We start from the raw sequence: 26,593 nt of genomic DNA, 5'->3' as shown, positions 1-26,593 counted from the left end.
CCATTTAAAAAATAACCCGAGATGTTAGACCCGGGTTGTTTGTGATTAGCGATAAAGAGGGAAGCGCTTGCAAAGCTCTTTTACTTCTGCAAGTACGCGGGCTTCCACTTCTGGATTGCCTTCGGGTTTTTCAACCAAGCCATCTAGAACATCACTGATCAAATGACCTACTTTACGGAATTCTTCTTCTCCAAAGCCGCGAGAAGTGGCTGCAGGCGTACCAATACGAATACCAGACGTAATCATTGGTTTTTCAGTATCGAATGGAATGCCATTTTTGTTACAAGTGATGCCTGCGCGCTCAAGAGCCTTATCGACGGCGTTGCCTTTTAGACCTTTTGGACGAAGATCAACAAGCATCAAGTGGTTATCTGTACCCCCTGTCACAATATCACAGCCTCGCTCCATCATGACTTCAGCTAATACTTTCGCATTGGCAACGACTTGATCGATGTAGGTTTTGAATTCAGGTTTTAGTGCTTCGCCAAACGCGACGGCTTTGCCTGCAATCACATGCATCAATGGGCCGCCTTGGTAGCCTGGGAAAACCGCAGAATTGATTTTCTTACCAAGATCGAGGTCATTAGACAGGATCATGCCGCCACGAGGGCCACGTAGTGTTTTGTGCGTGGTGGTGGTAACAACGTGGGCATGTGGCAGTGGAGAAGGGTGAGCGCCTGTTGCAACAAGACCTGCGATGTGAGCCATATCCACAAAAAGATAAGCGCCAACTTTGTCTGCAATGTCACGAAAGCGTTTGAAATCAATCACGCGTGGGATGGCTGAACCACCTGCAATGATCATTTTGGGTTTGCATTCCAATGCTTGTGCTTCAATTGCGTCATAATCAATCAGCAGTGTGTCAGGGTTCACTTGGTATTGAACAGCGTTGAACCATTTGCCCGATTGAGCTGGTGGCGCGCCATGAGTTAAGTGACCGCCAGCGTCTAGAGACATCCCTAGGATCGTGTCGCCTGGTTGAAGTAAAGCGAGCATAACCGCACCGTTTGCTTGAGCGCCTGAGTGTGGTTGAACGTTGGCAAATTCGCAGTTAAATAGTTGCTTCGCACGGTCAATGGCAAGTTGTTCAGTAACATCAACCGCTTCACAGCCACCATAGTAGCGACGATGAGGGTAGCCTTCCGCGTATTTGTTTGTTAGCACGGAGCCTTGAGCTTCTAAAACGGCTTTAGAGGTGATGTTTTCAGAAGCAATCAATTCGATGCCAGTTTCTTGACGGTTTTGTTCTTCAACAATGGTCGCGAAAAGTTCTGGGTCTCGTTCAGCCAGCGTTTGGCTGAAAAAGGCTTCGGTGTTGGCCATGGTGTAATTCCTCTTAAATAAACATTTCTGTCCAATACGATAAATCGTTATCCAATGATAACATTTGAGCCGTCCAAGATGATGAAAAAAGATCATCTTTATAAGAGCGCCGATCAACGACCGTTATGCGTCAACTTGGCATCATCATAACGAAAAAGTTTCCGATTGGAAACAAGAAATAAACAAGCAAGTCAGAGATTTTAAAACAGCAAAAACACTGACCATTTGGTTAGTTCTATAGATGGTTTCTGAAACTTAATTATCTTCGGTTTAGATTTAATTGTAGGCATTACTTGTAAAATGGGTATTTTTTTAGATAATCTGTTTCCAATCGGAAACAAAATTCTCTAAATCATCGAAAGGTCTGTTTTATGAAACGTACCCCACTATATCAGCAGCATATCGCTGCAGGCGCCAGAATGGTTGAGTTTGCTGGCTATGAAATGCCTGTTCAATATCCCCTAGGCGTCAAAAAAGAACATTTATGGGTTCGTGAAAATGCTGGTTTGTTTGATGTTTCACACATGGGGCAAGTCATGCTGCGTGGTACCAATGTCAAACAGGCTTTTGAGAAAATTGTCCCTGTCGATGTCTTAGGTTTGCCAGAAGGCATGCAACGCTACGGTCTGTTTACTACTGAAAATGGTGCTATTTCAGATGATCTCATGTTTGCTAACTGGGGAGAGGCGCTTTTTGTTGTGGTCAATGCCGCCTGTAAAGACAATGACATTGCTCACATGAAAGCGTCGCTTGTTGGCTGCGAAGTTGAGGTGATTGACGATCGTGCATTATTAGCTATTCAAGGGCCAAAAGCACGTGAGGCATTTGCTCGCTTGGTACCTGATGCGGCTAAAATGACGTTTATGCAAAGTACTCAGTTTGAATGGCAAGGTATTGAGTTATGGGTAAGTTGCTCTGGTTATACAGGTGAAGACGGTTACGAAATATCCGTTTCCAATGAGCATGCTCAAATTTTAACGGATGCCTTGCTTGATATGCCCGAAGTGGAGTGGATTGGTCTAGGGGCTCGAGATTCTCTGCGTTTGGAGGCGGGACTGTGCTTATATGGTCATGATATCGATACCAGCACAACGCCCGTTGAAGCGTCACTAAACTGGGCGATTCAACCCGTTCGTCGTCTTGGGGGCGAACGTGAAGGGGGGTTTATTGGGGCTGATGTGGTCTTGCCTGAATTCGCTAACAAACCAAACCGCAAACGTGTTGGCTTTTTGGTGGATGGAAAGGCGCCAGTTCGTGAAGGTGTTGAGATCATTGATGAAGCTGGTGATGTGAAAGGTACAGTGACCAGCGGGGGATTTTCACCTAGTCTGTCGCAACCTATTGTCATGGCGTATGTTGAAACACAAAGCTTGACGGATGAGACGCCTTTGTTTGCTAATGTTCGGGGCAAAAGCATTCCGTTGATTCAAACCAAAATGCCATTTGTGCCGGCCCATTACTTTAGAGGCTAAGCGATCTGATTTAAGCCCTCGATTCAAAATACACAACGCGCCTCATTGGGTGATATCTAATGAGGCGTTTTTTTGTGGCTATGCTAGCGCTTTTCCGTAAATAAGCGTCAATGCCAAATAGCCCACACATTGTAAATGTGCAATAATTTCCCCTTTGATATTTTCGTCTTTGGAGTGGTGCTTTTGCTAACGGCTAAACAACTGGTTGAAGCGTTTAATGTCTGTTTTCAATCGGATTTTAACACTTTGCTTGTGAGTGGCGCTGATGAGCCCTTATATCTTCCAGCCACAGAGACGACTCCGGCCTTACTGTATTTTCGCTTAGACTACCCATCTAGCGCGCTTCATGAGATCAGTCACTGGTGTATTGCTGGTGAAGAGCGGCGCAAGCTCGAAGATTATGGTTATTGGTATGAGCCTGATACGCGTACTGAAGAACAGCAACGGCTTTTTGAAACAGTCGAAGTGAAGCCACAAGCGGTTGAATGTCTTTTTCATTGGGCAGCGGGTATGACGTTTCGTGTGAGCGTTGATAATTTGGCGCTGCCTGAATACGACGCCAGTGCTTTTGAGCGTGCTGTTTATGAACAAGCAAAATGTTATCTGATGTCGGGCTTGCCTCAGCGAGCCTTTACTTTTTCTCAGTATCTGTTGTCAATACGTTGTCCAGATACAGACTTTGATAGGTACATGAACCAGCAATATGAAAATAATTGCCGATGAAAATATGCCCAACGCGACCAAGTTGTTTTCAGCTTTTGGTGAGGTTGAATTGGTCAATGGTCGTACATTAACCAAAGAACAGGTTAACGATGCTGATGTCTTATTGGTGCGCTCTGTAACGAAAGTATCGTCTGAGCTATTAAACGGTTCCCGTGTTCGTTTTGTGGGAAGTGCTACTATTGGTGTGGATCACATTGATACTGAGTATTTAGCGGAACAAGGCATTGCTTTTAGTAGTGCTCCTGGTTGCAATGCTGATGCGGTGGCGGACTATGTGTTTAGCGGATTAGGTTTTTTGGCGTTAACAAAAAATCTTATGTGGTTGAATAAAAAAATAGGCGTGATTGGTTACGGCAATGTCGGGAAGACGGTCGTTGATCGTTTTGCGGCACTGGGTTGTGATGTGTGCGTTTATGATCCAATCAAGCAGGCAGAATATGCAAGCAAGAATATGAGCTCTGTACCATTTGTCTCTTTGGCATCGGTCATGGCTTGTGATGTTATTTCCTTGCATGCCCCACTGACGAAAGACGGTGATTATCCGACCGTCGGTATGATTGGCAAGGAACAATTGCAACAAGTAAAAGCGGGGGCCGCGATTATATCGGCCGGTCGCGGCGGTGTGATTGATGAATCGGCATTGCGAGAGTTATATAAAGAGCGGCGTGGCGACTTGCATTTGGTTTGGGATGTTTGGCAAGGGGAACCAGAGCTTGACCTAGAAACATTGGCCATTGTCGATATTGCGACGCCACACATCGCAGGGTATAGCAAGCAAGGGCGAGAGAAGGGCACTTGGATGGTCTATCAAGCATTTTGTCAGTACTTCAATAGAGATAAACAAGTGACATTAAGTGACGCCATCAGCCCTGGTCGGCTAAGTTCGGTGTCGCTACAAGAAGATTTGCATGCAGAGGAATTGCTGGCCCGCGCAGCTCATGCGATTTACGACGTGGCAAGGGATGATTCGCGTTTGCGCTTTAATTATCGCCACTATGCTGATAAGACAACCTTTGATTGGTTGCGTAAGCATTATGTTGAGCGGGATGAATTTGCCACCTGTGTCGTAGAATCATCAAATAAGCTGGCGCTTATAAAGCTGAAAGCAATGGGGTTTTAAGTATTTTGGCCTCTAGACCTATCATGGAGAATGCGCCCACAGGGGGCACAGGTCTGGATATCGATTATAAAAATGAGAAGTGAGCATTAAATGTCTGAAGTAAGGCAAGTAGGTCTTGATGAATTGGATGTGCCAATAGGGACAAGTGTACAGTTGGAATTTATTTCTCCGCCAGGTCGATACATGGTGCGTGTCTTGGGTGCGATACCTGGTCGCTCGCTTATTTTGTCTTGCCCTAAGTCGAATGGTAAAAATATTCTGGTCCGTGAAAGTCAACGGGTGAACATTCGAGTCATGCTAGATACCGAGGTATGTGCGTTTAGTAGCAAGGTGGCAAAAAGTTATTTGGAGCCGGGGCCTCATATTCATATCGCCTACCCTGAGTTTGTAAACGCATCCATGGTTCGCACTGCCGCCCGAGTAGAGACAAGATTAATCTGCCGTTTAGAGCCTGTCGATGGTTCGGATTCTATTCCTGCGTTTACGACCGGTGTCTTGGTGGACCTGAGTCTTGGTGGAGCAAAGCTTGTGTCTAAGGAAGACTTTGGTCTAGTAAGTCAGAAACTTAGACTCTCTTTGGGGTTGAATGTGGCTGGCTACCATGTTGCGCTAAAGCTTGATGGTGAAATTCGTTCTCAAGAGATTCAGATGCTTGAGCAGCTTCAAGCAAGTCTGGTTGATAATGAGTTCTTAGAAAAAATGAATGCAGAATACTTTTATGTTTATGGTGTGCGTTTTGAAAACATCAGTCGGGAATCGGCGATTACCCTAAACGCCTATATTTTGGAAACGCAAAAAAGTCGGCTTAATTAAAACGCATCAATAAACCAAGAGTGTTGTTGGCTGGGTAAGTTGCTGGCCTCAGAAGAAGCCAGCAACTAGCGGTGTTTTTTTACTATGTGTACATCTTATAAATAGTAAGACGCCAAGGGAGGAAAGCCGTTGAACTCTACTGCACTATAAGTTGTGGTGTAAGCACCAGTCGATAGCCAGTACATACGATCTCCAATGGCTAAGTTCAGTGGCAGGCCGTATTTATAGTGTTCATATAGAATATCAGCACTGTCGCAAGTTGGTCCGGCAATAATGACTTCTTCTAATTCTCCTTGTTTTTCTACATGAATAGGGTATTTGATCGCTTCGTCTAAGGTTTCGATTAAACCAGAAAATTTCCCTACGTCAGTGAATACCCAACGGTTAAGCGCTGTGTGTGATTTACGGGAGATCAACACCACCTCACTGACTAATACGCCTGCATTGGATATCAAAGAGCGGCCAGGTTCTAGAATGATTCTTGGTAAATCGGTGCCAAAGTCTTCTTCTAAAAAGCGTGAAATTTCTTCTGCATAGGTCGCAAGGTCATTTGTGCGAGCGATGTAATTGGCCGGAAAACCTCCGCCCATATTAATCATTTCTAATTGAATACCATCTTCGTCTTTCAAGCGTTCAAAAATCACTTTTACGCTGGCTATTGCTGCGTCCCAAGCACCAATATCACGTTGCTGGGAGCCCACATGGAAAGAGACACCGTAAGGAATCAAACCAAGCTCTTTTGCGAGAATCAATAGATCCATTGCCATATCTGGGCGGCAGCCAAATTTACGCGATAAAGGCCAGTCTGCAGTAACGGTTCCCTCGGTCAAAATACGTACATAGATGCGAGAGCCAGGGGCAGCCTTGGCGATATTGCGTAAGTCGGCCTCGGAATCGGTGGCGAACATTCGCACACCTTTTTCATAAAAATAACGAACGTCCTTGGCTTTTTTAATGGTATTACCATAGCTAACACGATCTGGTGAAATGCCACCAATAGAAAACAGCTTATCTAACTCATAACGGGAGGCGACATCAAAGTTGGCGCCACGGTCACGTAACAAGGTTAAAATTTCGGGGGCAGGATTCGCTTTAATGGCATAAAAAACATCTGCAATGGGGAACCCTTTAGTCAGCTCAGTATAAGCTTCATCAATCATTTGTGTGTCAATCACAACAAAAGGGGTTTCTTTGGTATCAGCAAATGCTTTGAAGCGCGCGAAACGTTCTGGGGTGTAAAAAGAATAGACGTCAGTAGTCATGGGCTAAAGCTCCTTATCTGGCAAACATAAACCGTTAAAGTAAGAACGTCTTTACCTCCCTCCATCCTACTTTAAGCTGTTACTTATCCGGCCCTAAGGCCTTAAGCGACTAGCGCAGCAGTTGAAGCGGTGCGGATTATGTTCAGCAATGACGCGGGCGAAATTTAAAACTCAAGGGGGCTCTCGTCAAGTGTTTTTTTGCATCAAGAAAAGAAAGTGTAGATAGGGATTGAGTAGGAAGAAAGCATGGATTTTTTTAGAAACAAAAAATCCATGCTTTGATGGGTTAGGCTTTTGATAACCGTTTGTTTTGTATATAGAAAATACCACTTCCGACGATAACCGCGCCGATAAAATAAAAGCCTTCTTGAGGATTGTTAACCAAGGCGGTTAGTCCAGGCCCTGGGCAGTAACCACTCAATCCCCAGCCAATGCCAAATAAGGCGCTGCCGATAACGAGTTTAGCGTCAATGTGGGTATGGGTTGGGACAGACCAGTTTTTTGCTAACCATGGTGCCTGAAGTCCATTTTTAATGGCATAGCTTATAACGCCCACCACAATGGCAGAAGCCATTACAAAAATCAAAGAGGGATTCCAGTTGCCGAAAATGTCTAAAAAGCCAAGAACGACGGCCGGATTAGCCATTTGCGACAAAGCCAGGCCAACACCAAATAAAATGCCGCACAATAAAGTAATTAATATCATCATAACAAAGGCCTCATTTGGTGATCATAACGGTTAAAATGGCGGTCAGCATAAATATGGCGGTTGCAACCAACGAACGAATGGAACCGCGAGAAATACCACATACGCCATGACCGCTGGTACAGCCACTGCCGAGGCGAGTTCCATAGCCAACAAGAAGACCAGAGGCAATCAATAAAAGCGGGCTTCTGGGATCTGGAAAGGGCACCGTCTGGTGGGTTAAAACGCCGTAACTTGCGCCACCAATAATTGTGCCGACAAGGAATAAAAGAGGTAGCCATTTTGTATTCATACCAGGTGGGCCAAACAGGGCTTGGGACAGCAGGCCGCTGACCCCCATAATTTTACCTGTTGCTAACAGGTAAATGCTCGCCGAAAGGCCAATGCAAAGCCCGCCAAGAATAGGGTAAAGTATATCGGTCATGGTGTTAATCTCGTTGAAGGTTGTCAGAGAAGATAGTTAATAATATATCATAATAGAATAAGCTTATTCTGTTAAGTTTCGTATGAAATTAAAGGATTAATCTAGGACGCTATTTGTTTTTTTTATGAATATTCTCTTTTTCCATCGTCTTTGAACATTAATTAGTTATTATGGATCTATCAAATGAGCCAATACATGGTGTGAGATGTCTGATTTTAGTAACGACGCGCTACTTTGGTTAGGCGCTCCAAAGGAAACCGCTCAATGTGTTTTTCTCATGCCAAATAAGCCTGTTTTACCATCGGATTATAATGATGTCTTTATATCTTATCCGAATGTTTCCTTGCTGATTGAACTGAATGGAAACCATTGGCGTAAAATATTCACTATTATGGCGAAGTTGTTAGCACCTTCGTTGGAAGATTGGCGCTATTATCGAGATGAATGTTTATTTTCTCGTTGTGCAATCATTTGGGATAAGCGTCAGCTTATGGAATATAACGCGTCGACTAATGATGTCAGGCAAAAGCGTGTTGTGTTTATTGTTGGTAATAGCTTTCGTCAAGACATAGCGATTGATACGAGTGCGACTGTTGTGGGAGAAACGCATCAGGCTGCTTTTTATGGTCATCAAATTTGGTGTCCATACCTTGATTACCGTCAATTCCCCAACCGTCTGATTACTGAGTTGCGTCATCAAGTTCTGGATAATTTACTGGAGAAACCATGTTACAAGCATTGAAAAGTCTTTTTCAGGTACCTACTGAGCCCCATGAGCGCATCTCATATCAAAAGGCGGTAGCAGCGCTCATGATGGAAGTCATCATGGCGGACGATGAAGTAAATGAAAAAGAAATCATCCAAATGAAAGATTTCCTAAAAGGCGTGACGGATTTAGGAGACGATGTGGACATGCTTTTTGAAGAAGCTAAGACTGGTATTAAGGAAGCGAACGATCTTTATCAGTTTACTAAAGTAATAAATGATAATGCCTCTTTAGATCAAAAAATGGAATTACTGATTGGTTTGTGGCGGGTTGCCTTTGCGGACGGCGATGCTGACGCTTACGAAGATCATCGTATTCGTTCCATTAGTGACCTATTATTCATGCCTCACTCAGAATTTATTCAGGCTAAGCTGATTGCTCAAAAAGAAATGCAAAAAATGCAAAAGTGATTGGCTCAACGTATTAATAAAAACTATTAAGTTAGAGATTTTTAAGTCTAGATGGGTTTGAAAAATAATGACTATTTAGTGTGTTTATTACTTTGTTTGGCTAACCAATTAATCAATAAGAAAAAACGCGGCACTTGGCCGCGTTTTTAGACTGCATTACAGATGGCTAAAAGAGAATTACGCTGCGAAGTTTGCGGCAGCAAAGTCCCAGTTAGCCAATGCCCAGAAACCTTTTAGGTAATCAGGACGTACGTTACGGTAGTCGATGTAGTAAGCGTGTTCCCACAGGTCAACAGTCAGTACTGGCGTCAAACCATCAGTAAGTGGGTTACCAGCATTACTAGTATTAACGATGTCTAGAGAGCCGTCTGCAGTTTTAACCAGCCAAGTCCAGCTAGAACCAAAGTTGTTAACCGCTTTGTCGTTGAATGCTTCTTGGAACTTCGCGAAAGAACCCCATTTTGCATTGATCGCTTCAGCTAGCGCGCCAGTTGGTTCGCCACCGCCATTAGGGCTTAGGCTGTTCCAGAAAAAAGTATGGTTCCAGATTTGCGCTGCGTTATTGAATACGCCGCCCGCTGGAGCAGATGTGATGATTTCTTCTAGAGATTTATTTTCGTATTCAGTACCAGGAATCAAACCATTTAGCTTCACTACATACGTGTTGTGGTGCTTGCCGTAGTGATACTCAAGAGTCTCAACTGACATATGAGGCTCAAGTGCGTCTTTAGCATAAGGAAGAGCGGGTAATTCAAAAGCCATTTCTTTTCTCCTTGCTTTGTATTAACGAAAAATGCTTGTTATCAAGCAGTTAATGGTGCTTATATAGTAGCACCGAACTTTGAAATATAATAATCATTAAGTTTTTGTGGTTATTAGTTTCATAATTTTTGTTAATAGCGAAGATACCATAACGCCATGCCAAGAAAAGATGACATCGAAATCCCAAGTTTGACTTTAGACCAGGACGAAGTTAGCGATAGACGCCCACAACAGCGGTCGCAGCAGGAGCCTAAACGCCGTTTAAATCCCCCCCCAACAAGACCGACCAGAAACCAATCTGTGGTATATAAAAAGCCGAGCCTTGCTGGCATTTACCTGCTACTTTTTCTCATTCTGGCAGCCGCTGCCGGAGCAGGTTACTGGTTATGGCAGCAGAATTTACAATTGCGCAATGAATTATCAGGTGCGAAGAATAAAATTGAAAATTTGGACAATCAGTTACTTGCTGCGGATGTGTCAGCCAATAAGAAAGGCCAAAGCTTGGAAGATCGTATTAAGGATAATGAGAGTGAAGTGCGTAAACTTTGGGCGGTTGCCTATGACCGCAACCGAAAAAACATTTCCTCTAATGGTGATGCGATTGATGCTCTCAATAAAAAATTCGCACTCTTGAAAGACAATGTTTCAAGTCAGGGCCAACGTGTTGCGATGCAAGGCAACTCGTTTAACGATCTTGAAAACAACTATAAAAAGTTGATCAAGTCCGTAGCCGATTTGACGGATAAGGTGAAACCTCTTCCATCGGATATGAGTGATCTAAAAAGTAACTTGACTCAGGTGAGTGACAAACTGGCTAAGCTTGAAAAAAATCTTGCCGCTCAAAGTGACAGTAACGATGCGCAAGCGTTGGATATTGATCAAGTGTCTCAGGATTTGTCTAGTTTGCAGAAAAAAGTCGCGAAACTCGGTGGCGCTGGCGGGTCTGATCTTGCGGCGATGAAGCAGGAGCTTAGCAAGCATCAGGATGCGATCAATTCAAATGATGCTTTCCGAGCGCAGGTCAACGCTGAAATCTTGCGGATTCGTAAACAGATCAATCAAATCATGCTGCAACAGCAGTTGAACTCAGGGTCAAATTGAGCATCTTTAGCCTCATTTGATCTATATCATGGAAAGGCCGACTTTGTCGGTCTTTTTTTGTTCTGCAAATAGCCATCGCCCTACAAACGATTAGAATGCGGCCATTCTTATTATTCTGATTTATTGAACCCATGACTGAATTACTTTCTCCCGCCGGTACTCTTAAAAATATGCGTTACGCCTTTGCCTATGGTGCTGATGCAGTCTATGCAGGGCAGCCACGCTATAGCTTGCGTGTGCGTAATAATGACTTCGATATGAAAAACCTTGCAGTAGGGATTGAAGAAGCCCACCAACAAGGCAAAAAGTTATATGTGGCGAGTAATATCGCTCCCCATAATGCCAAGATCAAAACGTATCTACGGGACATTGAGCCCGTTATCGATATGCAGCCTGATGCTTTAATCATGTCAGATCCTGGGATGATGATGTTGGTTAAAGAAAAATGGCCGGATATGGATATTCATCTTTCGGTTCAGGCAAATGCGGTGAACTGGGCAACGGTAAAATTCTGGCACAACTACGGTTTAACTCGTGTCATTTTATCCCGAGAGCTTTCTTTAGAGGAGATCGGAGAGATTCGCACCATGGTGCCAGACATGGAAATTGAAACCTTTGTCCATGGTTCTTTGTGTATTGCCTATTCAGGACGCTGTTTATTATCCGGTTATTTTAATCGTCGAGATCCCAACCAAGGTACATGTACCAACTCATGCCGTTGGCAATATGATGTGAAAGCGGCGAAAGAGGAGATAACGGGCGATATTGTTCCTGCTGATGGCAGCCATTTAACCTCGCCTCAGTTGTTTGACCCTAAATCGCTTGATCCAAAAGAGCAAACCACCTTGGGGATAGGGAAGCCGTTTGACGAGGTGGTATTGCTTCGTGAGCAAGGTCGAGAAGGGGAGTTTATGCCGGCGTTCGAAGATGAGCATGGGACTTACATTATGAACAGCCGTGATCTGAGAGCCATTCAGCATGTCGAAAAATTGATTGAAATGGGCGTGCACTCATTAAAAATCGAAGGGCGAACCAAATCGCATTTTTATGCGGCTCGTACGGCCCAATTATATCGCCAAGCTATCGATGATGCGACGTACGGACGTGCTTTTGATATGGGCTTAATGAATAAGCTAGACGGCCTTGCTCACCGGGGCTATACCGAAGGCTTTTATCGCCGCCATGTACATGACCAGTATCAGAACTATCAACATGGCAATTCTATCTCCACCCAGCAGCAGTTTGTCGGCGAAATGTTGGATTGGCAAAATGGCTGGTTGACGGTAGAAGTAAAAAATCGTTTTAAAGTAGGTGATACATTGGAATTAATGACGCCCGCTGGTAGCCAGTTTGTTCAATTGCAAGCGATGGAAACCCTCCATGGAGAGTCAATGGTCGTCGCGCCAGGCTCTGGGCATAAAGTACGTATTCCTATGGATAGCTGTCCTGATGGCTTAGAGTTCGGAATGATTATGCGCAACCTCCCTAATGCTTAGCCTGATTTGGTGCCCTAGCCACTGATTTCATTCTCTATCTTGTCTCTTTCTATAAAGGCTCACCTTATGAGCCTTTTTTAATATCTATATATCATCATGATCTAGTTGGAATGGTTTTTATAACCTCTATGCATGTTATAGTGGAAAAAATGCTAGAGTCCTACAATCTGAGATGGGAAATTATGACTGAAGCAAGATTGACACACCTTAAGCAGCTCGAAGCTGAGAGTATTCATATTATTCGTGAAGTAGCGGCTGAATTTGATAATCCGGTAATGCTTTACTCCATAGGTAAGGATTCAGCGGTGATGCTGCATCTTGCCATGAAGGCCTTTTACCCAGGTAAACCACCATTTCCATTGATGCACGTTGATACTGGGTGGAAGTTCAAGGAAATGATTAAATTCCGTGATGAGCTGGTTGCTAATCTAGGGCTGGAACTGATCGTTCACCAAAACAAAGAAGGCCTTGAGCAGGGGATCAATCCGTTTACTCATGGTAGTGCCAAACATACCGATGTCATGAAGACTCAAGGACTTAAACAGGCATTAGACAAGTACGGATTTGATGCGGCTTTTGGTGGTGCACGCCGCGATGAAGAAAAGTCTCGCGCCAAGGAACGAGTGTATTCTTTCCGCGATAAGCAGCATCGGTGGGACCCGAAAAACCAACGCCCAGAATTGTGGAATATCTACAATGGTAAAGTGAATAAAGGCGAAAGTATTCGCGTTTTTCCTTTGTCCAACTGGACGGAGCTGGATATTTGGCAATACATCTATTTAGAAAGCATTCCTATTGTTCCTTTGTATTATTCTGCACAACGTCCTGTGGTTGAGTGTGATGGCACCTTGATCATGGTGGATGATGAGCGCATGCCGCTTAAAGAAGGTGAAGTGCCTGATATGAAATCGGTGCGTTTCCGTACACTTGGTTGTTATCCACTGACTGGCGCGGTGGAATCTGATGCGGCGTCCTTGCCGGATATTATTCAGGAAATGCTGTTAACCAAGAGTTCAGAACGACAAGGCAGAGTCATCGACCACGATTCTTCAGGGTCGATGGAAGAGAAGAAGAAACAAGGTTATTTCTAAGTTTGGAGTAAAGAAAGAATGTCTCACCAGTCCGAATTGATCAGCCAAGACATCCTTGGTTATTTGAAACAACACGAAGAAAAAGACCTGCTTCGCCTGCTGACCTGCGGTAACGTAGATGATGGCAAAAGTACCCTGATTGGTCGTTTACTGCATGATTCTAAATTGATCTATGAAGATCATTTAGACGCAGTTAAGCGTGACAGCAAAAAGTCTGGTACCCAGGGCGAAGAAGTGGATTTGGCGCTGCTAGTCGATGGTCTACAAGCAGAGCGCGAACAAGGTATTACCATTGATGTGGCTTACCGCTATTTCTCCACCGAGAAGCGTAAGTTTATTATTGCGGATACCCCAGGGCATGAGCAATATACGCGCAATATGGCCACTGGTGCCTCCACCTGTGATTTGGCGATAATCCTGATTGATGCTCGCTACGGCGTACAGACACAAACACGTCGACATACTTATATTGCCGCACTGTTAGGCATTAAGCATGTGGTTGTGGCGATTAATAAAATGGATTTGGTTGATTTTTCAGAAGCCAAATACACAGAGATTCAAGCGGATTACTTGGATTTTACTGAGCAGCTTGGTAATCGCTGCCCAGAAGACATTAAATTTGTTCCTATCTCTGCTTTACGTGGCGATAATGTGGTGAATGCCTCAAACAGTACACCTTGGTATGCTGGGCAGCCATTGATGGGCATACTGGAAAATGTACAGATCAACCGCGATGTGAAACGCGACGCTTTCCGTTTCCCTGTGCAATATGTGAACCGTCCTAATCTGGATTTCCGTGGTTTCTCAGGCACTATCGCTGCGGGCGCAGTGAAGCCTGGCGATGATGTGGTGGCTTTGCCTTCCGGTAAAAAATCCAAAGTCGCTGAGATTGTGACTTATGATGGTAATTTGGACATTGCTAAAGCCGGTCAAGCGGTCACTATTACCTTGGAAGATGAGATTGATATCAGTCGTGGCGATATGTTGTCCCATGTTGGTCAGGAACCCTTAATTGGTTCAACACTTCGAGCCTCAGTGGTTTGGATGTCAGATCATCCATTGGTCTCGGGTAAATTGTATGACTTCAAATTGGGCACACAAACGGTGCCTGGTAAAGTCCATCATTTTAACCATCGCGTGGACGTTAATACCCTAGAAGAAAGCGACATTGACGTGTTAGGTTTGAATGAAATTGGTGATGCAGTCATTCAGTTTGATGCCCCCGTTGCTTTTGACCAATATACAGATAGCCGTTTCACAGGTGCCTTAGTGGTTATTGACCGTTTGACTAATGTCACGGTGGGCGCTGGTATGGTCGAAGAAGTTGTTGCCGAGTTGGATGAAGAGTCAGACGTTAGCGCAGAAGACCGTGCCGCTCGCCTTGGGCAAAAGCCCGCTATCATCGCTTTGTCTGCTGATGTACTGGCCAACAGCGTGTCATTAGAGCGCCAATTATTGCGCAAAGGGGTGGTCGCCTTAGTGAAAGCCGATGCCTCTGAACAAGAGGCTCAATTGGTTCGCCAAACCGGTGTGGTTTTCCTTGTTGGTAATGCTGATATTGCAGAGTCGGAGATCAAAGAAACTCGTGTTGATGATGTGGTAGATTTGATCATTGAAAGCACTCGTTTATAAGGGCCTTGGCTTTAAATGACTTGAAGCCTAGTGCGTATTAATAACAAAAATGCCAGCTCATCAAATTGAGTTGGCATTTTTTTGATCCGATGATTGTCGATATTTAGACTCTCAAAGAGGGCGCGTCTTATAGTGCTATTGCTGCATCGTTTCGTTTTGCGATTTTGTGCTGATCTTCATTGCTTCCTTGTTTCCAGTAACTTGAAATATAGAGATTTTCTTTGCTAACGGCTTTGTCATTTTTAAAGAAAGCACGCAGCGCTTTCATGCTGCTAAACTCACAGGCCGCCCACACTGAGGGGGTGCCTTCTAGCCAAACTAATGATTTAACCGCGTCCAGCAGACTGGTTGCATGTTGACCTGGATGGGGGTTTACAACCCACTTCAATTCAACCCCCGTAGGGTGACTAAGCGTTTGAATGTCTTCCTCACTTACCACTTCGATCACCGCATAGCCCTTTGCGTCATCAGGTAATTTAGCAAGATTGACACTAATGGCAGGTAGGGCAGTCATATCACCGACCAATAATTGCCAATCGGTTGTATGAGTGATCATCTTTTTAGGGCCTGGACCACCGACCATAATGGTCTCATTGTTTTGTACGTTTTTTGCCCAAGTTGAAGCCGGGCCAGCGTCTTCGTGTAGCACAAAGTCAATGTCTATTTCTGTTGGGCGCTGCTGACGAATCGTATAGGTTCGGACAAGCGGTTTCATTTCTCCTTGAGGAAATATCAGTTTAACGTGGCTACTTTCTTGGTCTGCGGGAATGGTGCTAATGTTCTCTCCACCTAGTGTGATTCGTAACATATTAGGTGTGATCAGTGTTTTTCGGGCCACTCTGAGTTCTCTTGGTTGTGGTCTGCTCATTGTTGATTCCTTAGTCATTGGATTGTTCGAGATTGTGCCGCATTTTGTCGGCGATCTGGATGAATTGGTCGACTTGTTGATCGGTTAGCCCTATGGCCATTTCTTGTGAAATGGTCTTTTCAAAGGTCTGAATGTCATCCAGTAGAGTTTTTCCTGAATGAGTCAGGAGGAGTAGGCTGCTGCGATGATTCGTTGGGTGACGCTCCTTGGTGAGATAGCCGCGCTCAACAAGATCGTTAATTACTCTCGTCACTTGAGATTTATCCAAGCACAGTCGAGTCGCAACAGCCTTAGCAATGCACCCTTCTTTTTTTAGGCTTTTAAGTAGGCAGATGTGGCCGACTGGCAATTTGATACCTGATTGAATCGCCGTCTCCCTAAGAGTGCTTTTATAGCTGTGAATTAATTTGTGTAGCGATTCGCCTATGGAATCTTGCATGGTAATCTGTGCTCTTTATTTTATTTGAGAATAATTCTCAAAATACGATTCTAAGTTGATTAAGTCAACTTAGAATCGTTAATAAAATGCGTTTCTCTGATGACAGGCGTTACTTCCTTATTTTTTGGCGTTTTTAGACTCTGTATCAGGTTTGTTTTTAAGGGGAATAAGTGACGAAGTTTCCATGATGTCTTTTTTTCTAATGACGAATGACTACAATGCCTGCAGGCAATTCGAGGTATATCAATGGTATGAAGAAACAGACAGTATATGAAGCGATCACAAGCGCGTTAAGAAAGCGTTTTGACACGGCGCTGTGGGCTGCCAATCAAGCTCATGATGCCGCCACCAATGAAGAAAGTGTGGCCGAAAATAAATACGATACCTTTGGACTGGAAGCGTCCTATCTTGCTCATGGGCAATCTCAGCGCGTGCTCGACTGCGAGAATGATTGGCGAACGTTTGAAAAGAAGGGCGCTGTACTGTTTGAAGACGATGATGTGGTAGCTCTGTGGGCACTGGTAGAACTCAATGAAGTCGATAAACATGTGCCGTACACTAAATGGTTTTTTATCTCTCCTTGTGCTGGCGGACTCACTGTAGAGCAGCATCATCAAAGCGTTTTTTTGGTAACACCTTCTAGCCCAGTTGGAAAGGCACTAATAGGAAAAGAAGTGGGTGATGAGGTCTGTTTGCGCCAAAATGGTCTAGAAATTGTTTATGAAATAACCAGAGTGTGTTGATGGCGCTTATCCGGAGGCTTTGTCGTTGACAAATTTGGTTCTGGCTCTAGAGAGTCCGGCGCGGTTCGCATATAATGCTTCGCCTTAAAAGATTCTTTTTTTTTGTTCGGTAGACGCAAAATGGTAACGACGATGACATAAACACTGGTCGTGCCATCGAAATATCACTTACCCGCGAAACAAAAAAGACATTGTAAGAACACATCACTCTCTCACTGAGACAGTAATAGGAAAAAAATTATGCGCAGCCATTATTGCGGCGAGTTAAATGCTTCTAACATTTCACAAGAAATCACTTTATGTGGTTGGGTTCATCGTCGCCGTGACCACGGCGGTGTTATTTTCTTGGACGTACGTGATCGCGAAGGCATCACGCAAGTTGTTTTTGACCCAGATCGTGCCGACAGCTTTGCCATTGCCGATAGCGTTCGTAACGAATTTGTTGTGAAGCTAAAAGGTTTGGTTCGCGCTCGCCCAGAAGGGACGGTGAACCCGAATATGAATACGGGTGAGATTGAGGTTCTGGGCACAGAACTTGAGATTCTTAATGCCGCAAAAACACCGCCATTCCAGCTTGATGAACATCAATCTGTTGGTGAAGACGTTCGCTTGAAAAATCGCTTTATCGATTTGCGTCGCCCAGAAATTCAACAGAAAATGCGCTTTCGTTCAAAAGTCACGTCTGTATTACGTCGTTACTTGGATGACAATGGCTTCTTAGATATCGAAACTCCTATTCTAACGCGTGCCACACCAGAAGGGGCTCGTGATTATTTGGTGCCAAGTCGAACTCAGCAAGGCAGCTTCTTTGCACTGCCTCAATCGCCACAGCTATTCAAACAATTGTTGATGGTGTCTGGTTTTGATCGTTACTACCAAATTGCCAAGTGTTTCCGTGATGAAGATCTACGTGCAGACCGTCAGCCAGAATTCACTCAAGTAGACATCGAAACGTCTTTCATGAGCGAAGAGCAAATCATGGCGATGACGGAAGATATGATCGTGAAATTGTTTAAAGAGTTATTGAATGTGGATTTGGGTACTTTCCCTCGCATGCCGTACTCTGAAGCAATGGAAACATACGGTAGCGATAAGCCTGATTTGCGTATTCCGTTAACGATGGTTTCCGTTTCGGATTTGATGACTGATGTGGACTTTAAAGTCTTCTCTGGTCCAGCTAAGGATCCTAAAGGCCGTGTTGCAGCCCTGAAAGTTCCAGGTGGTAATGCACTGACCCGTAAGCAAATTGATGACTACACTAAGTTTGTTGGTATTTATGGCGCAAAAGGTCTGGCTTACATTAAGGTGAACGACAAATCGAACCTAGAAGAAGGTCTGCAATCGCCAATCGTTAAGTTCTTGCCAACCGAAGTGCGAGCGGCATTGCTTGAACGTCTTGAGGCGCAAGATGGGGATTTGATTTTCTTTGGCGCGGACTCTGAGAACGTTGTCAATGAAGCACTGGGGGCATTGCGTTGCAAGTTAGGTGAAGATATGGATCTTTATACTTGTGAATGGGCGCCTTTGTGGGTAGTTGATTTCCCCATGTTTGAAGAAACCTCTGATGGTGGCATCACTGCAATTCACCATCCATTTACCGCTCCTTCTTGTTCTCCTGAAGAGCTTAAGGCAAGCCCACTGACGGCGTTGTCACAAGCATACGATATGGTCTTGAACGGAACTGAGTTGGGGGGTGGATCTATCCGTATCCATCAGTCTTCTATGCAAGAAACCGTGTTTGAGTTATTAAAAATCACCGAAGAAGAGCAAGAAGAGAAATTTGGTTTCTTGTTGGATGCATTGAAATTTGGTGCGCCACCACATGGCGGCTTGGCGTTTGGCTTGGATCGTCTGGTGATGTTGATGACGGGCTCCAGTTCGATTCGTGACGTCATTGCGTTCCCTAAAACGCAAAGCGCCACTTGCTTATTGACTCAAGCACCTGGTGAAGTGAGCGAGAAACAACTGAAAGAACTCAACATTCGCGTCAGGAAGCCTGTCGTAGAAGGTTAATTTTTCTTGTTGAACATAAAAGCTCTAGACTGAATATGTTTGATTTTTCTAAAAAAACCTCTGGTGGCCTTGGTAACCAGAGGTTTTTTTTGTTCTTGTATGTTTAGAGATCAAATATTCGTGTACTCTTACCGAATTAACGTTTGGCGATAAAGTATTGGGCTAGGGAAGGCGTGAGCAAGTCCGCTTGTCTTAGCATGTGGATAAAAGCTTGTTAATCTCATATTCTCTAGTGCTAAGAGATTGAAAAATATCCGTAAAACTAACAGTGTAAAGACGTTTTTTTGAATTTATAGATTGCATACTTTGTAAAGGGCTGTTGGAATATACAGTAATGAGAAATTGATATAGGTCTGGCTTTGAAAGACACAAGAATATTAGCAATTGACCCAGGTTCACGTATCACTGGCTTTGGCATCATTGATGTTAGCAATGGGAAATCCGTCTACGTGACGAGCGGCTGTATTCGTTTACCAGATGATGATTTATCCGTTAGGTTAAAAAATATCTTCAACAGCGTTTGCTCCTTATTGGAAGAGTACAAGCCAAGCGAGTTTGCGATTGAAGAAGTGTTCTTGGCAAAAAATGCCAACTCGGCACTAAAGCTAGGACAAGCAAGAGGGGCAGCCATTGTCGCGGCTTCTTTGCAGGAGCTATTTGTACATGAATACGCCGCACGACGAGTGAAGCAGTCTGTTGTGGGAAATGGTAACGCCGAAAAAAGCCAAGTGCAGGCGATGGTGCAGTTGCTTTTGTCTCTGCCTTCTCCACCCCAAGCCGATGCGGCAGATGCATTGGCTATCGCTTTGTGTCATGCCAATACTCGTACGTCGGGTGGCATGGAATTTGGGGTAGGTAAGCGAGCAGGGCGTGCATCGAAAAGATGGTCTGAATTGGATATAAGGAAATCTGTGTGATCGGGCGTATTGTTGGGACATTGATTGAAAAAACACCACCAGAGCTATTGGTTGATGTGAATGGCGTGGGGTATGAAATAAGTGCTTCAATGACAACCATTTATGATTTACCTCCGATTGGTGAGAAGGTTGTCTTGTTTACGCATTTTCAAGTAAAAGAAGACTCACAGACCTTGTATGGATTTATTGATAAAGCGGAACGGGCACTGTTTCGTGTATTAATAAAAGTCAATGGCATTGGGCCAAAAATGGCGTTGGCCGTATTATCTAGCATGTCATCCGAAGAGTTGATTGCAAACGTACAAGAATCGGATGTTACCGCGCTGACTCGCATTCCAGGGGTGGGTAAAAAAACGGCCGAGCGCTTGATTATTGAGTTAAGGGATAAATTAGGCCAAGCCGCGAAGGCGGACTTGTTTTCAGCGCCTGCTGTCCTTAAACAAGTACAAGCGGATCCAAGACAAGAGGCAGAAGCGGCGTTGATTGCGCTTGGTTATAAGCCGCAAGAGGCGGCGAAGGCCATAGCCAACATCCCGGTAGATGGAGCCAGCAGTGAAGACGTTATCAAAGCGGCCCTTAAAGCCATGTTAAGGTAATATAAATGATAGAAACAGATCGTATTATTTCAGCTGAACTGAAAGGCAACGATCGACAGATTGATCGAGCCATTCGCCCACAATCCTTGTCCGATTATATCGGACAGCCTGTGGTGCGTGAGCAAATGGAGATTTTTATTCAAGCGGCTCGCCAACGCCAAGAACCCCTTGATCATTCGTTGATTTTTGGGCCACCTGGTCTTGGGAAAACGACTTTGGCTAATATCATTGCCAATGAAATGGGGGCGGAAATTCGTACCACTTCAGGCCCAGTATTAGAGCGGGCGGGAGATTTAGCCGCATTACTGACGAATTTGAACGAAGGGGATGTGCTGTTTATTGATGAAATTCATCGGCTCAGTCCCGCCATTGAAGAAGTATTGTACCCAGCGATGGAAGACTACCAATTAGACATCATGATTGGTGAAGGGCCAGCCGCCCGATCAATAAAAATCGAACTTCCACCGTTTACGCTTGTCGGAGCTACTACACGGGCGGGATTATTAACATCACCATTGCGAGATCGTTTTGGTATTGTGCAGCGCCTTGAGTTCTATGATGTGGAGTCATTGACGACAATCGTAGCTCGCTCGGCCAGTAAAATGAATATGAATTTGGATCAGACAGGGAGCTTCGAGGTAGCAAGGCGTTCTCGTGGCACCCCGCGTATTGCCAACCGTTTGCTGCGCCGAGTTCGTGACGTAGCACAGGTCAGTGGTGCGAGTGTCGTGACACAAGAAATAGCTCAGCGGGCGTTGGATATGCTTAGTGTGGATAGTCAGGGATTTGACCACTTGGATAGACGTATGCTGTTGACTATGATTGAAAAGTTCGATGGACGTCCGGTCGGCTTGGACAGTGTGTCGGCAGCGCTAGGTGAAGATAAAGACACGATTGAAGATGTCATTGAGCCTTTTTTAATACAGCAAGGTTTTGTCATACGAACACCACGTGGGCGCCAAGTTACTAGGCGCGCTTACGAACATTTTAATTATCAATTACCGTCGGACTTTAAATAGAGGTTAAGAATGTCAATTTTGGGGTTAGTCGCCAGTGCCAGTTTAGTCGTGCAAATCGTTATGTTGCTCTTGCTGGTTGCATCTATCTTATCATGGGTGGTTATTTTTCAGCGCGTCTTTGTATTAAAGCAAGCCAAAAAAGTTCGCAATGCATTTGAAGATCAATTTTGGTCCGGCATTGATTTAAGCAAGTTATATAAAAAGCTCAATCAAGAGGGTAGACGAGTCGAAGGGGTTGAAAATATCTTTATTGCGGGTATCAAAGAATTTACTCGTCTTCGTCAAAGTCAACATGTTGACCCTGATGCGGTGATGGAGGGAGTACAGCGTTCGATGCGTGTGGCGTTGTACCGTGAAGAAGAAAAATTGGATAAACATTTAGGGTTTTTGGCAACGGTTGGTTCAACCAGTCCTTATGTAGGCTTGTTTGGTACCGTTTGGGGGATTATGCACTCATTTATTGGATTGGCAGACGTTCAACAGGCGACCCTTGCTACGGTCGCGCCGGGTATTGCTGAAGCGTTGATTGCGACCGCCATTGGTCTATTCGCAGCGATTCCAGCCGTTATTGCCTATAACCGCTTTTCAGCGGCCTCTGAGTCTCTAGCCGCAGGTTACGATAATTTTTCTGATGAATTTAGCAGTATCTTGCATCGTAAACTTCATGTGAGAGAGGGAGGCGTAGCATAGTGGCTCGCTCCAACAGAAGAAGACAAAAGCGCCGTCGTCCAATGGCGGAGATAAACGTTGTTCCATATATCGATGTTATGTTGGTGTTACTGGTCATTTTTATGATTACGGCACCTATGATTACCCAAGGCGTCGATGTTGAATTGCCTAAGGCAAGTGCCGCAGCCATTCAAGAGGATTCAAAAGAAGTTTTGATTGCCTCTGTGGACAGCAAAGGGCAGTTCTATTTGGATGTGGGTGGCAAGCAGCAATCCATAACGCTTGATGCGCTTAAGACGCGCGTCCGAAAAGTACTCAGTCAAAACCCAGGTACACCTGTGATGGTTCGAGGGGACAAAAATGTTTCCTATGGTGCGGTTATTGGTTTAATGGTTGCTCTACAGGGAGCAGGTGTGCCGAATGTTGGTCTTATAACGGATCCGGATAATACTTGATGAGTTTTTTTAAGAAAGACGGATACGGTGTACCAATCATCTTGGCGGTTGGTTTGCATCTGGCTATTCTTTTAATAGGCGTGGTGACGATTAACTTTAGTGATGACTCGTTGCCGACCCCAAAGCGTCCGCCCATTGTGCATGCCACTGTGGTTGATATATCCAAAACCATTATTGGTAAGCGTGAAGCCAAAGAGAAAAAAGAAGCCCAGCAGCAGGCTGAAATCGCCAAACAGAAAGAGTTGGCCGCTAAGAAAAAAGCGAAAGAACTGGCAGAGCGTAAAGCGTATGAGGCTCAGAAAAAGCAATTAGCTCAGGCCAAACAAGCACAAGAGATGGCCATCCGTAAAGCCGAGGCGGCAGCAAAAGCCAAAGAAGAGGCGGCCGCTGCTAAGAAGAAAAAAGAGCAAGAAATTGCTAGGCAGAAACAGTTAGCGGATCAAAGGGCGAAAGAAAAAGCGGCTCAAAAGGCCGCAGAAGAGAAAAAACGCCTAGAAGAAGCGAAGAAAAAAGCACAGGCCGAAGCAGAGGCGAAACGTCAGAAAGAGCTTGAGAGGCAAAAACAAGAGATTGCTCGAAAAGCAGAGCAAGAACGTTTAGCCAAAGAGGCGGCAAGACAAGCCAAAGCGAAAGCTGAGGCGGAAAAGAAAGCGGCTCAAGAGGCTAAATTAGTTCAGTCTATAAGTGGCCTAATTAATAATCGTATTGCGCAAGCTTGGATAAGACCACCCAACGCGCGTAATAATATGAAGACAAAACTTCAAATTTCTTTCTTACCGACGGGTGAGGTGCAAAATGTACAAGTCGTTGAAAGTAGTGGGGATGCCTTGTTTGATCAGCGCGCCGTAAATGCGGCTAGAAACATGGGTGTTATTCGAGAGTTATCGAAAGTGGATCCATATGTATTTGAGAGAAACTTTCGTAACGTTGTAATCATTTTTAATCCACAGGACTTAAGAAACTAATGATGTTAAGAAAATGGTGCTTAGTATTATTTACATGCCTGTTCTTTACGGGCGTTGCTAGGGCGCAGCTTGTCATAGAAGTGACAAGTGGAGCGGATAAACTCTTGCCAATCGCCATTGTGCCGTTTGGTTATAATGGGACAACTCCGTTACCGCAGGACGTGGCGCAAATCGTTCAGGATGACTTGGTGCGAAGTGGCTTGTTCAAGGCGATTCCTCGCTCTAGTATGTTGAGTCAGCCTAGTAAGTTGTCAGATGTCTACTACCGTGATTGGCGTTTATTAAAAGCGGATTATGTTCTAATCGGCTCTATTAAAAAAATTAGTGATGGTCGCTATCGTGTCGGCTTTCAGCTGCTTAATGTGTTGACTCAAAAGCCTGCAGATAACTTTACCACCATTGATGTGACAAAAAATCATCTGCGCGATGCGGCGCACTATATTAGTGACGCGGTCTTTAAAAAATTAACGGGGATTCGTGGGGATTTTAGTACGCGTATTCTCTACGTGACGGAACAGCATGAACGCAGCAAACATCCTATCTATAAATTGCAAGTAGCGGATGCTGATGGCTATCGCCCTCAAGTGATTGTTGAATCCGACGAGCCAATTCTTTCGCCCGCTTGGAGTCGAAATGGACGAGATATTGCATATGTTATGTTTAAGAACATGCGTCCAAGAATTTTTATTCAAGAGTTAGCGACGGGGAAAAGAAAGCAGATAATGAGCTTTAAAGGATTGAATGGCTCCCCCGCTTTTTCTCCAAACGGTAAAAAGCTGGCTTTAGTGCTATCGAAAGATGGTAATGCAGAAATCTATACGTTAGATTTAGCAACGCAAAAATTAGAACGTATGACCCATAATTATGCTATTGATACCGAGCCTGCGTGGGGGCCGAAAGGCAAGACAATTTATTTTACGTCGGATCGAGGTGGCAGTCCGCAGATTTATCGCCTAAATATTAAGACTAAGAAAGTCGAGCGTATTACTTTTGAAGGAGACAGTAATTACCGAGCGCGTTTAACGCCAGACGGCCGTTACCTTGTTTGTATTGAGAAGGTCGGAGGGGATTTTCATATTGCTGTGCAAGATCTTAAGACAGGACGCGTGAAAATATTAACACATACTGACTTAGATGAATCGCCAACCATATCACCTAATGGTACTATGGTAATGTATGCAACTACCGAAAATGGTAAGGAAATACTGGCAGTCGTATCTGTTGATGGGCTTGTTAAATACAAACTGCCCTCAACTGATGGTGAGGTACGTGAGCCCGCATGGTCTCCGTACTTCAATTAAAATAACTGGAAGGAGTGAATAATGAGTGTAAACAAACTTGGAAAGTTTGCGTTAGTTGGTTTGTCTGCAGCATGGCTTGCTGGTTGTAGTACGACTGGTGCAAATACAGATGCGTCTACAGCAACCACTGCAACAAACGAAGGTACTGCAACTACTGAACAAGCCGCTCCCGCGGATACGGATAACAGTGCAACCTACGGTGCAAGCCAAGATAACTCGGTAACGAGTGTTGCCGATAATCAGCAAGACAAAGCGAAAAGCAGCAAATCTATGCTTGATGGTGTGGCAACTGTTTTTTACTTCAGCTTCGACAAATCCATTGTGCGTCCTGATGCGCAAAAAGCACTTCAAATACATGCTAAGTATTTGATTGCTAATCCTGAGGAACATGTCATCTTAGAAGGTAATACCGATGAGCGTGGCACTCGTGAATACAACATGGCGCTAGGTGAGCGTCGTGCTCAAGCTGTAGCTCGTTACTTAGAAATCCAAGGTGTACCTGCTTCTCAAATTGAAACAGTCAGCTTTGGTGAAGAAGTGCCAGTTGCTTTCGGTCATAACGAAAAATCTTGGGCGCTAAACCGTCGAGTTGATCTCCGTTACGAAAAATGATCGTGAATAGTTTAACTTTTCGCTCCTTTGCGGTGGTGCTGCTATTAGCAGCACCACTTGCAATGGCTGATGGCCAGAATCAAACGAATTTGTCGGTGAATGCTGCTACGCAGCTATTAACTCAGCTCGATCAACTTCAGAGTCAAGTAAGAGATCTGACTGGTCAACTGGAAGATCAACAGCATCAAATTGATCAAATGAAGTCTCAGCAGCGTGATCGCTATGTGGATCTTGATCAGCGTGTTTCTATGCTTATGGCAAAATTAGCACAGCAACAGACTGTGCCGGCTGCTACGGCTACAACTCCTGGCTCTGTGCCAGCAGCGACGCCTTCTGCAACGCCAGCAGCGACTCCTAGCAACGCACAATCAACGTCAGACACTGATAACGAACCGACAAATGTCAATGATATGAGTACGCAGACTAATGGTGCGTCCGCATCAGCTGTTAAGCTTGCTCCGATTGCCCTGAAGCCTGTTACACCTGAAGCTAAACAAGCCTATAACAATGCGTATCAACTGATTAGAGAACGGCAGTTTGAAACGGCAGAAGTGTCTTTCACTGAGTTTGTAAAAGACTTTCCTGATAACCGTCTCACAGGGAATGGATATTATTGGCTTGGTGAATTAAAACTTGTTTTGGGTAAACCAAAAGAAGCAATTGACCAATTCAATATCGTCATTAAAAAATTTCCTGGTCATAATAAAGTGCCAGACGCTCTCTATAAGTTAGGTATTGTTAATGATCAATTAGGAAATACCGACAAATCAAAATCCTATTTACAGGAAGTGATTCGACGTTTTCCTGATAGTAAAGCGGCAAAGCTAGCAACAAGCTATTTGACCAAACTAAAATAGCTTGCAATCCTCAACGGGCTCTGTATTATACGCAACCC

At 44.5% G+C, this 26,593-nt stretch carries 28 protein-coding genes; 21 read left to right on the top strand and 7 right to left on the bottom strand.

Annotation, left to right across the window (positions count from 1 at the left end):
- Positions 1-45: 45 nt before the first annotated feature.
- Positions 46-1,323 carry a serine hydroxymethyltransferase gene (gene glyA, locus AC0VYG_RS12240; RefSeq protein WP_475428281.1) on the bottom strand — a complete coding sequence of 426 codons (1,278 nt, stop codon included), beginning with the start codon at positions 1,321-1,323 and terminating at the stop codon, positions 46-48.
- Positions 1,324-1,694: 371 nt separating this feature from the next.
- Between glyA and gcvT the strand changes: the two genes are divergently transcribed.
- The 4 genes from gcvT (at position 1,695) to AC0VYG_RS12220 (ending at position 5,451) form a co-directional block, all read left to right on the top strand.
- On the top strand, positions 1,695-2,795 hold the full coding sequence (gcvT, locus tag AC0VYG_RS12235; RefSeq protein WP_475428280.1) for a glycine cleavage system aminomethyltransferase GcvT: 1,101 nt from the start codon (positions 1,695-1,697) through the stop codon (positions 2,793-2,795).
- 177 nt (positions 2,796-2,972) lie between these two features.
- Complete coding sequence (locus AC0VYG_RS12230) at positions 2,973-3,518, top strand: elongation factor P hydroxylase (RefSeq protein WP_475432538.1); 546 nt, start codon at positions 2,973-2,975, stop codon at positions 3,516-3,518.
- Positions 3,499-4,638: a 4-phosphoerythronate dehydrogenase gene (locus AC0VYG_RS12225; RefSeq protein WP_475428279.1), complete on the top strand. Its 1,140-nt coding sequence runs from the start codon at positions 3,499-3,501 to the stop codon at positions 4,636-4,638. The genes AC0VYG_RS12230 and AC0VYG_RS12225 overlap by 20 nt, the downstream gene beginning before the upstream one ends.
- A 90-nt stretch (positions 4,639-4,728) precedes the next feature.
- Positions 4,729-5,451 carry a flagellar brake protein gene (locus tag AC0VYG_RS12220; RefSeq protein ID WP_475428278.1) on the top strand — a complete coding sequence of 241 codons (723 nt, stop codon included), beginning with the start codon at positions 4,729-4,731 and terminating at the stop codon, positions 5,449-5,451.
- Positions 5,452-5,546: 95 nt separating this feature from the next.
- On the opposite strand, the gene AC0VYG_RS12215 is transcribed toward AC0VYG_RS12220, so the two are convergent.
- The 3 genes from AC0VYG_RS12215 to AC0VYG_RS12205 form a co-directional block, all read right to left on the bottom strand.
- Entirely contained in the window at positions 5,547-6,713 is a 1,167-nt protein-coding gene (locus AC0VYG_RS12215) for a type III PLP-dependent enzyme (protein ID WP_475428277.1), read from the bottom strand.
- A gap of 286 nt (positions 6,714-6,999) precedes the next feature.
- A complete protein-coding gene (locus tag AC0VYG_RS12210; RefSeq protein ID WP_475428276.1) occupies positions 7,000-7,422 on the bottom strand; it encodes a DUF6691 family protein in 423 nt (140 codons plus the stop codon).
- Between the two features lie 10 nt (positions 7,423-7,432).
- A complete protein-coding gene (locus AC0VYG_RS12205; protein ID WP_475428275.1) occupies positions 7,433-7,843 on the bottom strand; it encodes a YeeE/YedE family protein in 411 nt (136 codons plus the stop codon).
- 205 nt (positions 7,844-8,048) lie between these two features.
- Here AC0VYG_RS12205 and AC0VYG_RS12200 point away from each other — a divergent pair, with 205 nt between their 5' ends.
- Together AC0VYG_RS12200 and AC0VYG_RS12195 are read left to right on the top strand one after the other, a co-directional pair.
- On the top strand, positions 8,049-8,585 hold the full coding sequence (locus AC0VYG_RS12200) for a DUF6942 family protein (protein WP_475428274.1): 537 nt from the start codon (positions 8,049-8,051) through the stop codon (positions 8,583-8,585).
- Positions 8,570-9,019, top strand: a complete 450-nt coding sequence (locus tag AC0VYG_RS12195) for a tellurite resistance TerB family protein (protein WP_475428273.1) — start codon at positions 8,570-8,572, stop codon at positions 9,017-9,019. The genes AC0VYG_RS12200 and AC0VYG_RS12195 overlap by 16 nt, the downstream gene beginning before the upstream one ends.
- 177 nt (positions 9,020-9,196) lie before the next feature.
- Here the strand turns inward: AC0VYG_RS12195 and AC0VYG_RS12190 are convergent, their stop codons facing one another.
- Positions 9,197-9,781: a superoxide dismutase gene (locus AC0VYG_RS12190; protein ID WP_199475798.1), complete on the bottom strand. Its 585-nt coding sequence runs from the start codon at positions 9,779-9,781 to the stop codon at positions 9,197-9,199.
- A gap of 156 nt (positions 9,782-9,937) precedes the next feature.
- On the opposite strand from AC0VYG_RS12190, the gene AC0VYG_RS12185 reads away from it, so the two are divergent.
- The 4 genes from AC0VYG_RS12185 to cysN all read left to right on the top strand — a co-directional run bounded on the left by AC0VYG_RS12185 (position 9,938) and on the right by cysN (position 15,101).
- Positions 9,938-10,882 carry a hypothetical protein gene (locus AC0VYG_RS12185; RefSeq protein ID WP_475428272.1) on the top strand — a complete coding sequence of 315 codons (945 nt, stop codon included), beginning with the start codon at positions 9,938-9,940 and terminating at the stop codon, positions 10,880-10,882.
- Positions 10,883-11,013: 131 nt separating this feature from the next.
- Positions 11,014-12,378 carry a prephenate-dependent tRNA uridine(34) hydroxylase TrhP gene (gene trhP, locus AC0VYG_RS12180; protein ID WP_475428271.1) on the top strand — a complete coding sequence of 455 codons (1,365 nt, stop codon included), beginning with the start codon at positions 11,014-11,016 and terminating at the stop codon, positions 12,376-12,378.
- Between the two features lie 182 nt (positions 12,379-12,560).
- Entirely contained in the window at positions 12,561-13,469 is a 909-nt protein-coding gene (gene cysD / locus AC0VYG_RS12175; protein WP_475428270.1) for a sulfate adenylyltransferase subunit CysD, read from the top strand.
- Positions 13,470-13,487: 18 nt separating this feature from the next.
- Positions 13,488-15,101: a sulfate adenylyltransferase subunit CysN gene (gene cysN / locus AC0VYG_RS12170; RefSeq protein WP_475428269.1), complete on the top strand. Its 1,614-nt coding sequence runs from the start codon at positions 13,488-13,490 to the stop codon at positions 15,099-15,101.
- Between the two features lie 127 nt (positions 15,102-15,228).
- Here cysN and AC0VYG_RS12165 read toward each other — a convergent pair whose 3' ends face one another.
- Positions 15,229-15,969, bottom strand: coding sequence for a siderophore-interacting protein (locus tag AC0VYG_RS12165; protein WP_475428268.1), 741 nt, complete (start codon positions 15,967-15,969; stop codon positions 15,229-15,231).
- A 10-nt stretch (positions 15,970-15,979) separates the two neighbouring features.
- The gene (locus AC0VYG_RS12160) at positions 15,980-16,408 is read right to left on the bottom strand and encodes a MarR family winged helix-turn-helix transcriptional regulator (RefSeq protein ID WP_475428267.1); all 429 of its coding nucleotides are present in this window, start codon (positions 16,406-16,408) and stop codon (positions 15,980-15,982) included.
- 251 nt (positions 16,409-16,659) lie between these two features.
- Between AC0VYG_RS12160 and AC0VYG_RS12155 the strand changes: the two genes are divergently transcribed.
- From AC0VYG_RS12155 to ybgF, 11 genes are all read left to right on the top strand, one after another.
- A complete protein-coding gene (locus AC0VYG_RS12155) occupies positions 16,660-17,151 on the top strand; it encodes a GreA/GreB family elongation factor (RefSeq protein WP_475428266.1) in 492 nt (163 codons plus the stop codon).
- A gap of 240 nt (positions 17,152-17,391) precedes the next feature.
- A complete protein-coding gene (gene aspS / locus AC0VYG_RS12150; RefSeq protein ID WP_475428265.1) occupies positions 17,392-19,164 on the top strand; it encodes an aspartate--tRNA ligase in 1,773 nt (590 codons plus the stop codon).
- Positions 19,165-19,523: 359 nt separating this feature from the next.
- Positions 19,524-20,081 carry a crossover junction endodeoxyribonuclease RuvC gene (gene ruvC, locus AC0VYG_RS12145; RefSeq protein ID WP_475428264.1) on the top strand — a complete coding sequence of 186 codons (558 nt, stop codon included), beginning with the start codon at positions 19,524-19,526 and terminating at the stop codon, positions 20,079-20,081.
- The gene (gene ruvA, locus AC0VYG_RS12140; RefSeq protein WP_475428263.1) at positions 20,078-20,677 is read left to right on the top strand and encodes a Holliday junction branch migration protein RuvA; all 600 of its coding nucleotides are present in this window, start codon (positions 20,078-20,080) and stop codon (positions 20,675-20,677) included. The genes ruvC and ruvA overlap by 4 nt, the downstream gene beginning before the upstream one ends.
- Before the next feature lie 5 nt (positions 20,678-20,682).
- Entirely contained in the window at positions 20,683-21,696 is a 1,014-nt protein-coding gene (gene ruvB, locus AC0VYG_RS12135; protein ID WP_475428262.1) for a Holliday junction branch migration DNA helicase RuvB, read from the top strand.
- Between the two features lie 9 nt (positions 21,697-21,705).
- On the top strand, positions 21,706-22,386 hold the full coding sequence (gene tolQ / locus AC0VYG_RS12130; RefSeq protein ID WP_067017729.1) for a protein TolQ: 681 nt from the start codon (positions 21,706-21,708) through the stop codon (positions 22,384-22,386).
- Complete coding sequence (tolR, locus tag AC0VYG_RS12125; RefSeq protein ID WP_475428261.1) at positions 22,386-22,820, top strand: protein TolR; 435 nt, start codon at positions 22,386-22,388, stop codon at positions 22,818-22,820. The genes tolQ and tolR overlap by 1 nt, the downstream gene beginning before the upstream one ends.
- Complete coding sequence (locus AC0VYG_RS12120; RefSeq protein WP_475428260.1) at positions 22,820-23,785, top strand: cell envelope integrity TolA family protein; 966 nt, start codon at positions 22,820-22,822, stop codon at positions 23,783-23,785. The genes tolR and AC0VYG_RS12120 overlap by 1 nt, the downstream gene beginning before the upstream one ends.
- Positions 23,785-25,086, top strand: a complete 1,302-nt coding sequence (gene tolB, locus AC0VYG_RS12115; RefSeq protein ID WP_475428259.1) for a Tol-Pal system beta propeller repeat protein TolB — start codon at positions 23,785-23,787, stop codon at positions 25,084-25,086. Before AC0VYG_RS12120 ends, tolB begins: the two co-directional genes overlap by 1 nt.
- A gap of 21 nt (positions 25,087-25,107) precedes the next feature.
- Positions 25,108-25,698: a peptidoglycan-associated lipoprotein Pal gene (gene pal, locus AC0VYG_RS12110; protein WP_475428258.1), complete on the top strand. Its 591-nt coding sequence runs from the start codon at positions 25,108-25,110 to the stop codon at positions 25,696-25,698.
- A complete protein-coding gene (gene ybgF / locus AC0VYG_RS12105) occupies positions 25,695-26,555 on the top strand; it encodes a tol-pal system protein YbgF (protein WP_475428257.1) in 861 nt (286 codons plus the stop codon). Before pal ends, ybgF begins: the two co-directional genes overlap by 4 nt.
- Positions 26,556-26,593: the final 38 nt, after the last annotated feature.

The sequence above is a fragment of the Marinomonas sp. 63XJN7_7_ISO-PGPR-S23-202 genome (assembly GCF_056173505.1).
The sequence above is the reverse complement of the archived record's forward strand: the minus strand, read 5'-3'. Positions and strand labels throughout refer to the sequence as shown.

Bases quoted from the DNA above. Each gene is read 5' to 3' on its own strand.
- glyA (WP_475428281.1), bottom strand. From the start codon at position 1,323: ATGGCCAACACCGAAGCCTTTTTCAGCCAAACGCTGGCTGAACGAGAC.
- gcvT (WP_475428280.1), top strand. From the start codon at position 1,695: ATGAAACGTACCCCACTATATCAGCAGCATATCGCTGCAGGCGCCAGA.
- AC0VYG_RS12225 (WP_475428279.1), top strand. From the start codon at position 3,499: ATGAAAATAATTGCCGATGAAAATATGCCCAACGCGACCAAGTTGTTT.
- AC0VYG_RS12220 (WP_475428278.1), top strand. From the start codon at position 4,729: ATGTCTGAAGTAAGGCAAGTAGGTCTTGATGAATTGGATGTGCCAATA.
- AC0VYG_RS12215 (WP_475428277.1), bottom strand. From the start codon at position 6,713: ATGACTACTGACGTCTATTCTTTTTACACCCCAGAACGTTTCGCGCGC.
- AC0VYG_RS12210 (WP_475428276.1), bottom strand. From the start codon at position 7,422: ATGATGATATTAATTACTTTATTGTGCGGCATTTTATTTGGTGTTGGC.
- AC0VYG_RS12205 (WP_475428275.1), bottom strand. From the start codon at position 7,843: ATGACCGATATACTTTACCCTATTCTTGGCGGGCTTTGCATTGGCCTT.
- AC0VYG_RS12200 (WP_475428274.1), top strand. From the start codon at position 8,049: ATGTCTGATTTTAGTAACGACGCGCTACTTTGGTTAGGCGCTCCAAAG.
- AC0VYG_RS12195 (WP_475428273.1), top strand. From the start codon at position 8,570: ATGTTACAAGCATTGAAAAGTCTTTTTCAGGTACCTACTGAGCCCCAT.
- AC0VYG_RS12190 (WP_199475798.1), bottom strand. From the start codon at position 9,781: ATGGCTTTTGAATTACCCGCTCTTCCTTATGCTAAAGACGCACTTGAG.
- AC0VYG_RS12185 (WP_475428272.1), top strand. From the start codon at position 9,938: ATGCCAAGAAAAGATGACATCGAAATCCCAAGTTTGACTTTAGACCAG.
- trhP (WP_475428271.1), top strand. From the start codon at position 11,014: ATGACTGAATTACTTTCTCCCGCCGGTACTCTTAAAAATATGCGTTAC.
- cysD (WP_475428270.1), top strand. From the start codon at position 12,561: ATGACTGAAGCAAGATTGACACACCTTAAGCAGCTCGAAGCTGAGAGT.
- cysN (WP_475428269.1), top strand. From the start codon at position 13,488: ATGTCTCACCAGTCCGAATTGATCAGCCAAGACATCCTTGGTTATTTG.
- AC0VYG_RS12165 (WP_475428268.1), bottom strand. From the start codon at position 15,969: ATGAGCAGACCACAACCAAGAGAACTCAGAGTGGCCCGAAAAACACTG.
- AC0VYG_RS12160 (WP_475428267.1), bottom strand. From the start codon at position 16,408: ATGCAAGATTCCATAGGCGAATCGCTACACAAATTAATTCACAGCTAT.
- AC0VYG_RS12155 (WP_475428266.1), top strand. From the start codon at position 16,660: ATGAAGAAACAGACAGTATATGAAGCGATCACAAGCGCGTTAAGAAAG.
- aspS (WP_475428265.1), top strand. From the start codon at position 17,392: ATGCGCAGCCATTATTGCGGCGAGTTAAATGCTTCTAACATTTCACAA.
- ruvB (WP_475428262.1), top strand. From the start codon at position 20,683: ATGATAGAAACAGATCGTATTATTTCAGCTGAACTGAAAGGCAACGAT.
- tolQ (WP_067017729.1), top strand. From the start codon at position 21,706: ATGTCAATTTTGGGGTTAGTCGCCAGTGCCAGTTTAGTCGTGCAAATC.
- AC0VYG_RS12120 (WP_475428260.1), top strand. From the start codon at position 22,820: ATGAGTTTTTTTAAGAAAGACGGATACGGTGTACCAATCATCTTGGCG.
- tolB (WP_475428259.1), top strand. From the start codon at position 23,785: ATGATGTTAAGAAAATGGTGCTTAGTATTATTTACATGCCTGTTCTTT.
- pal (WP_475428258.1), top strand. From the start codon at position 25,108: ATGAGTGTAAACAAACTTGGAAAGTTTGCGTTAGTTGGTTTGTCTGCA.
- ybgF (WP_475428257.1), top strand. From the start codon at position 25,695: ATGATCGTGAATAGTTTAACTTTTCGCTCCTTTGCGGTGGTGCTGCTA.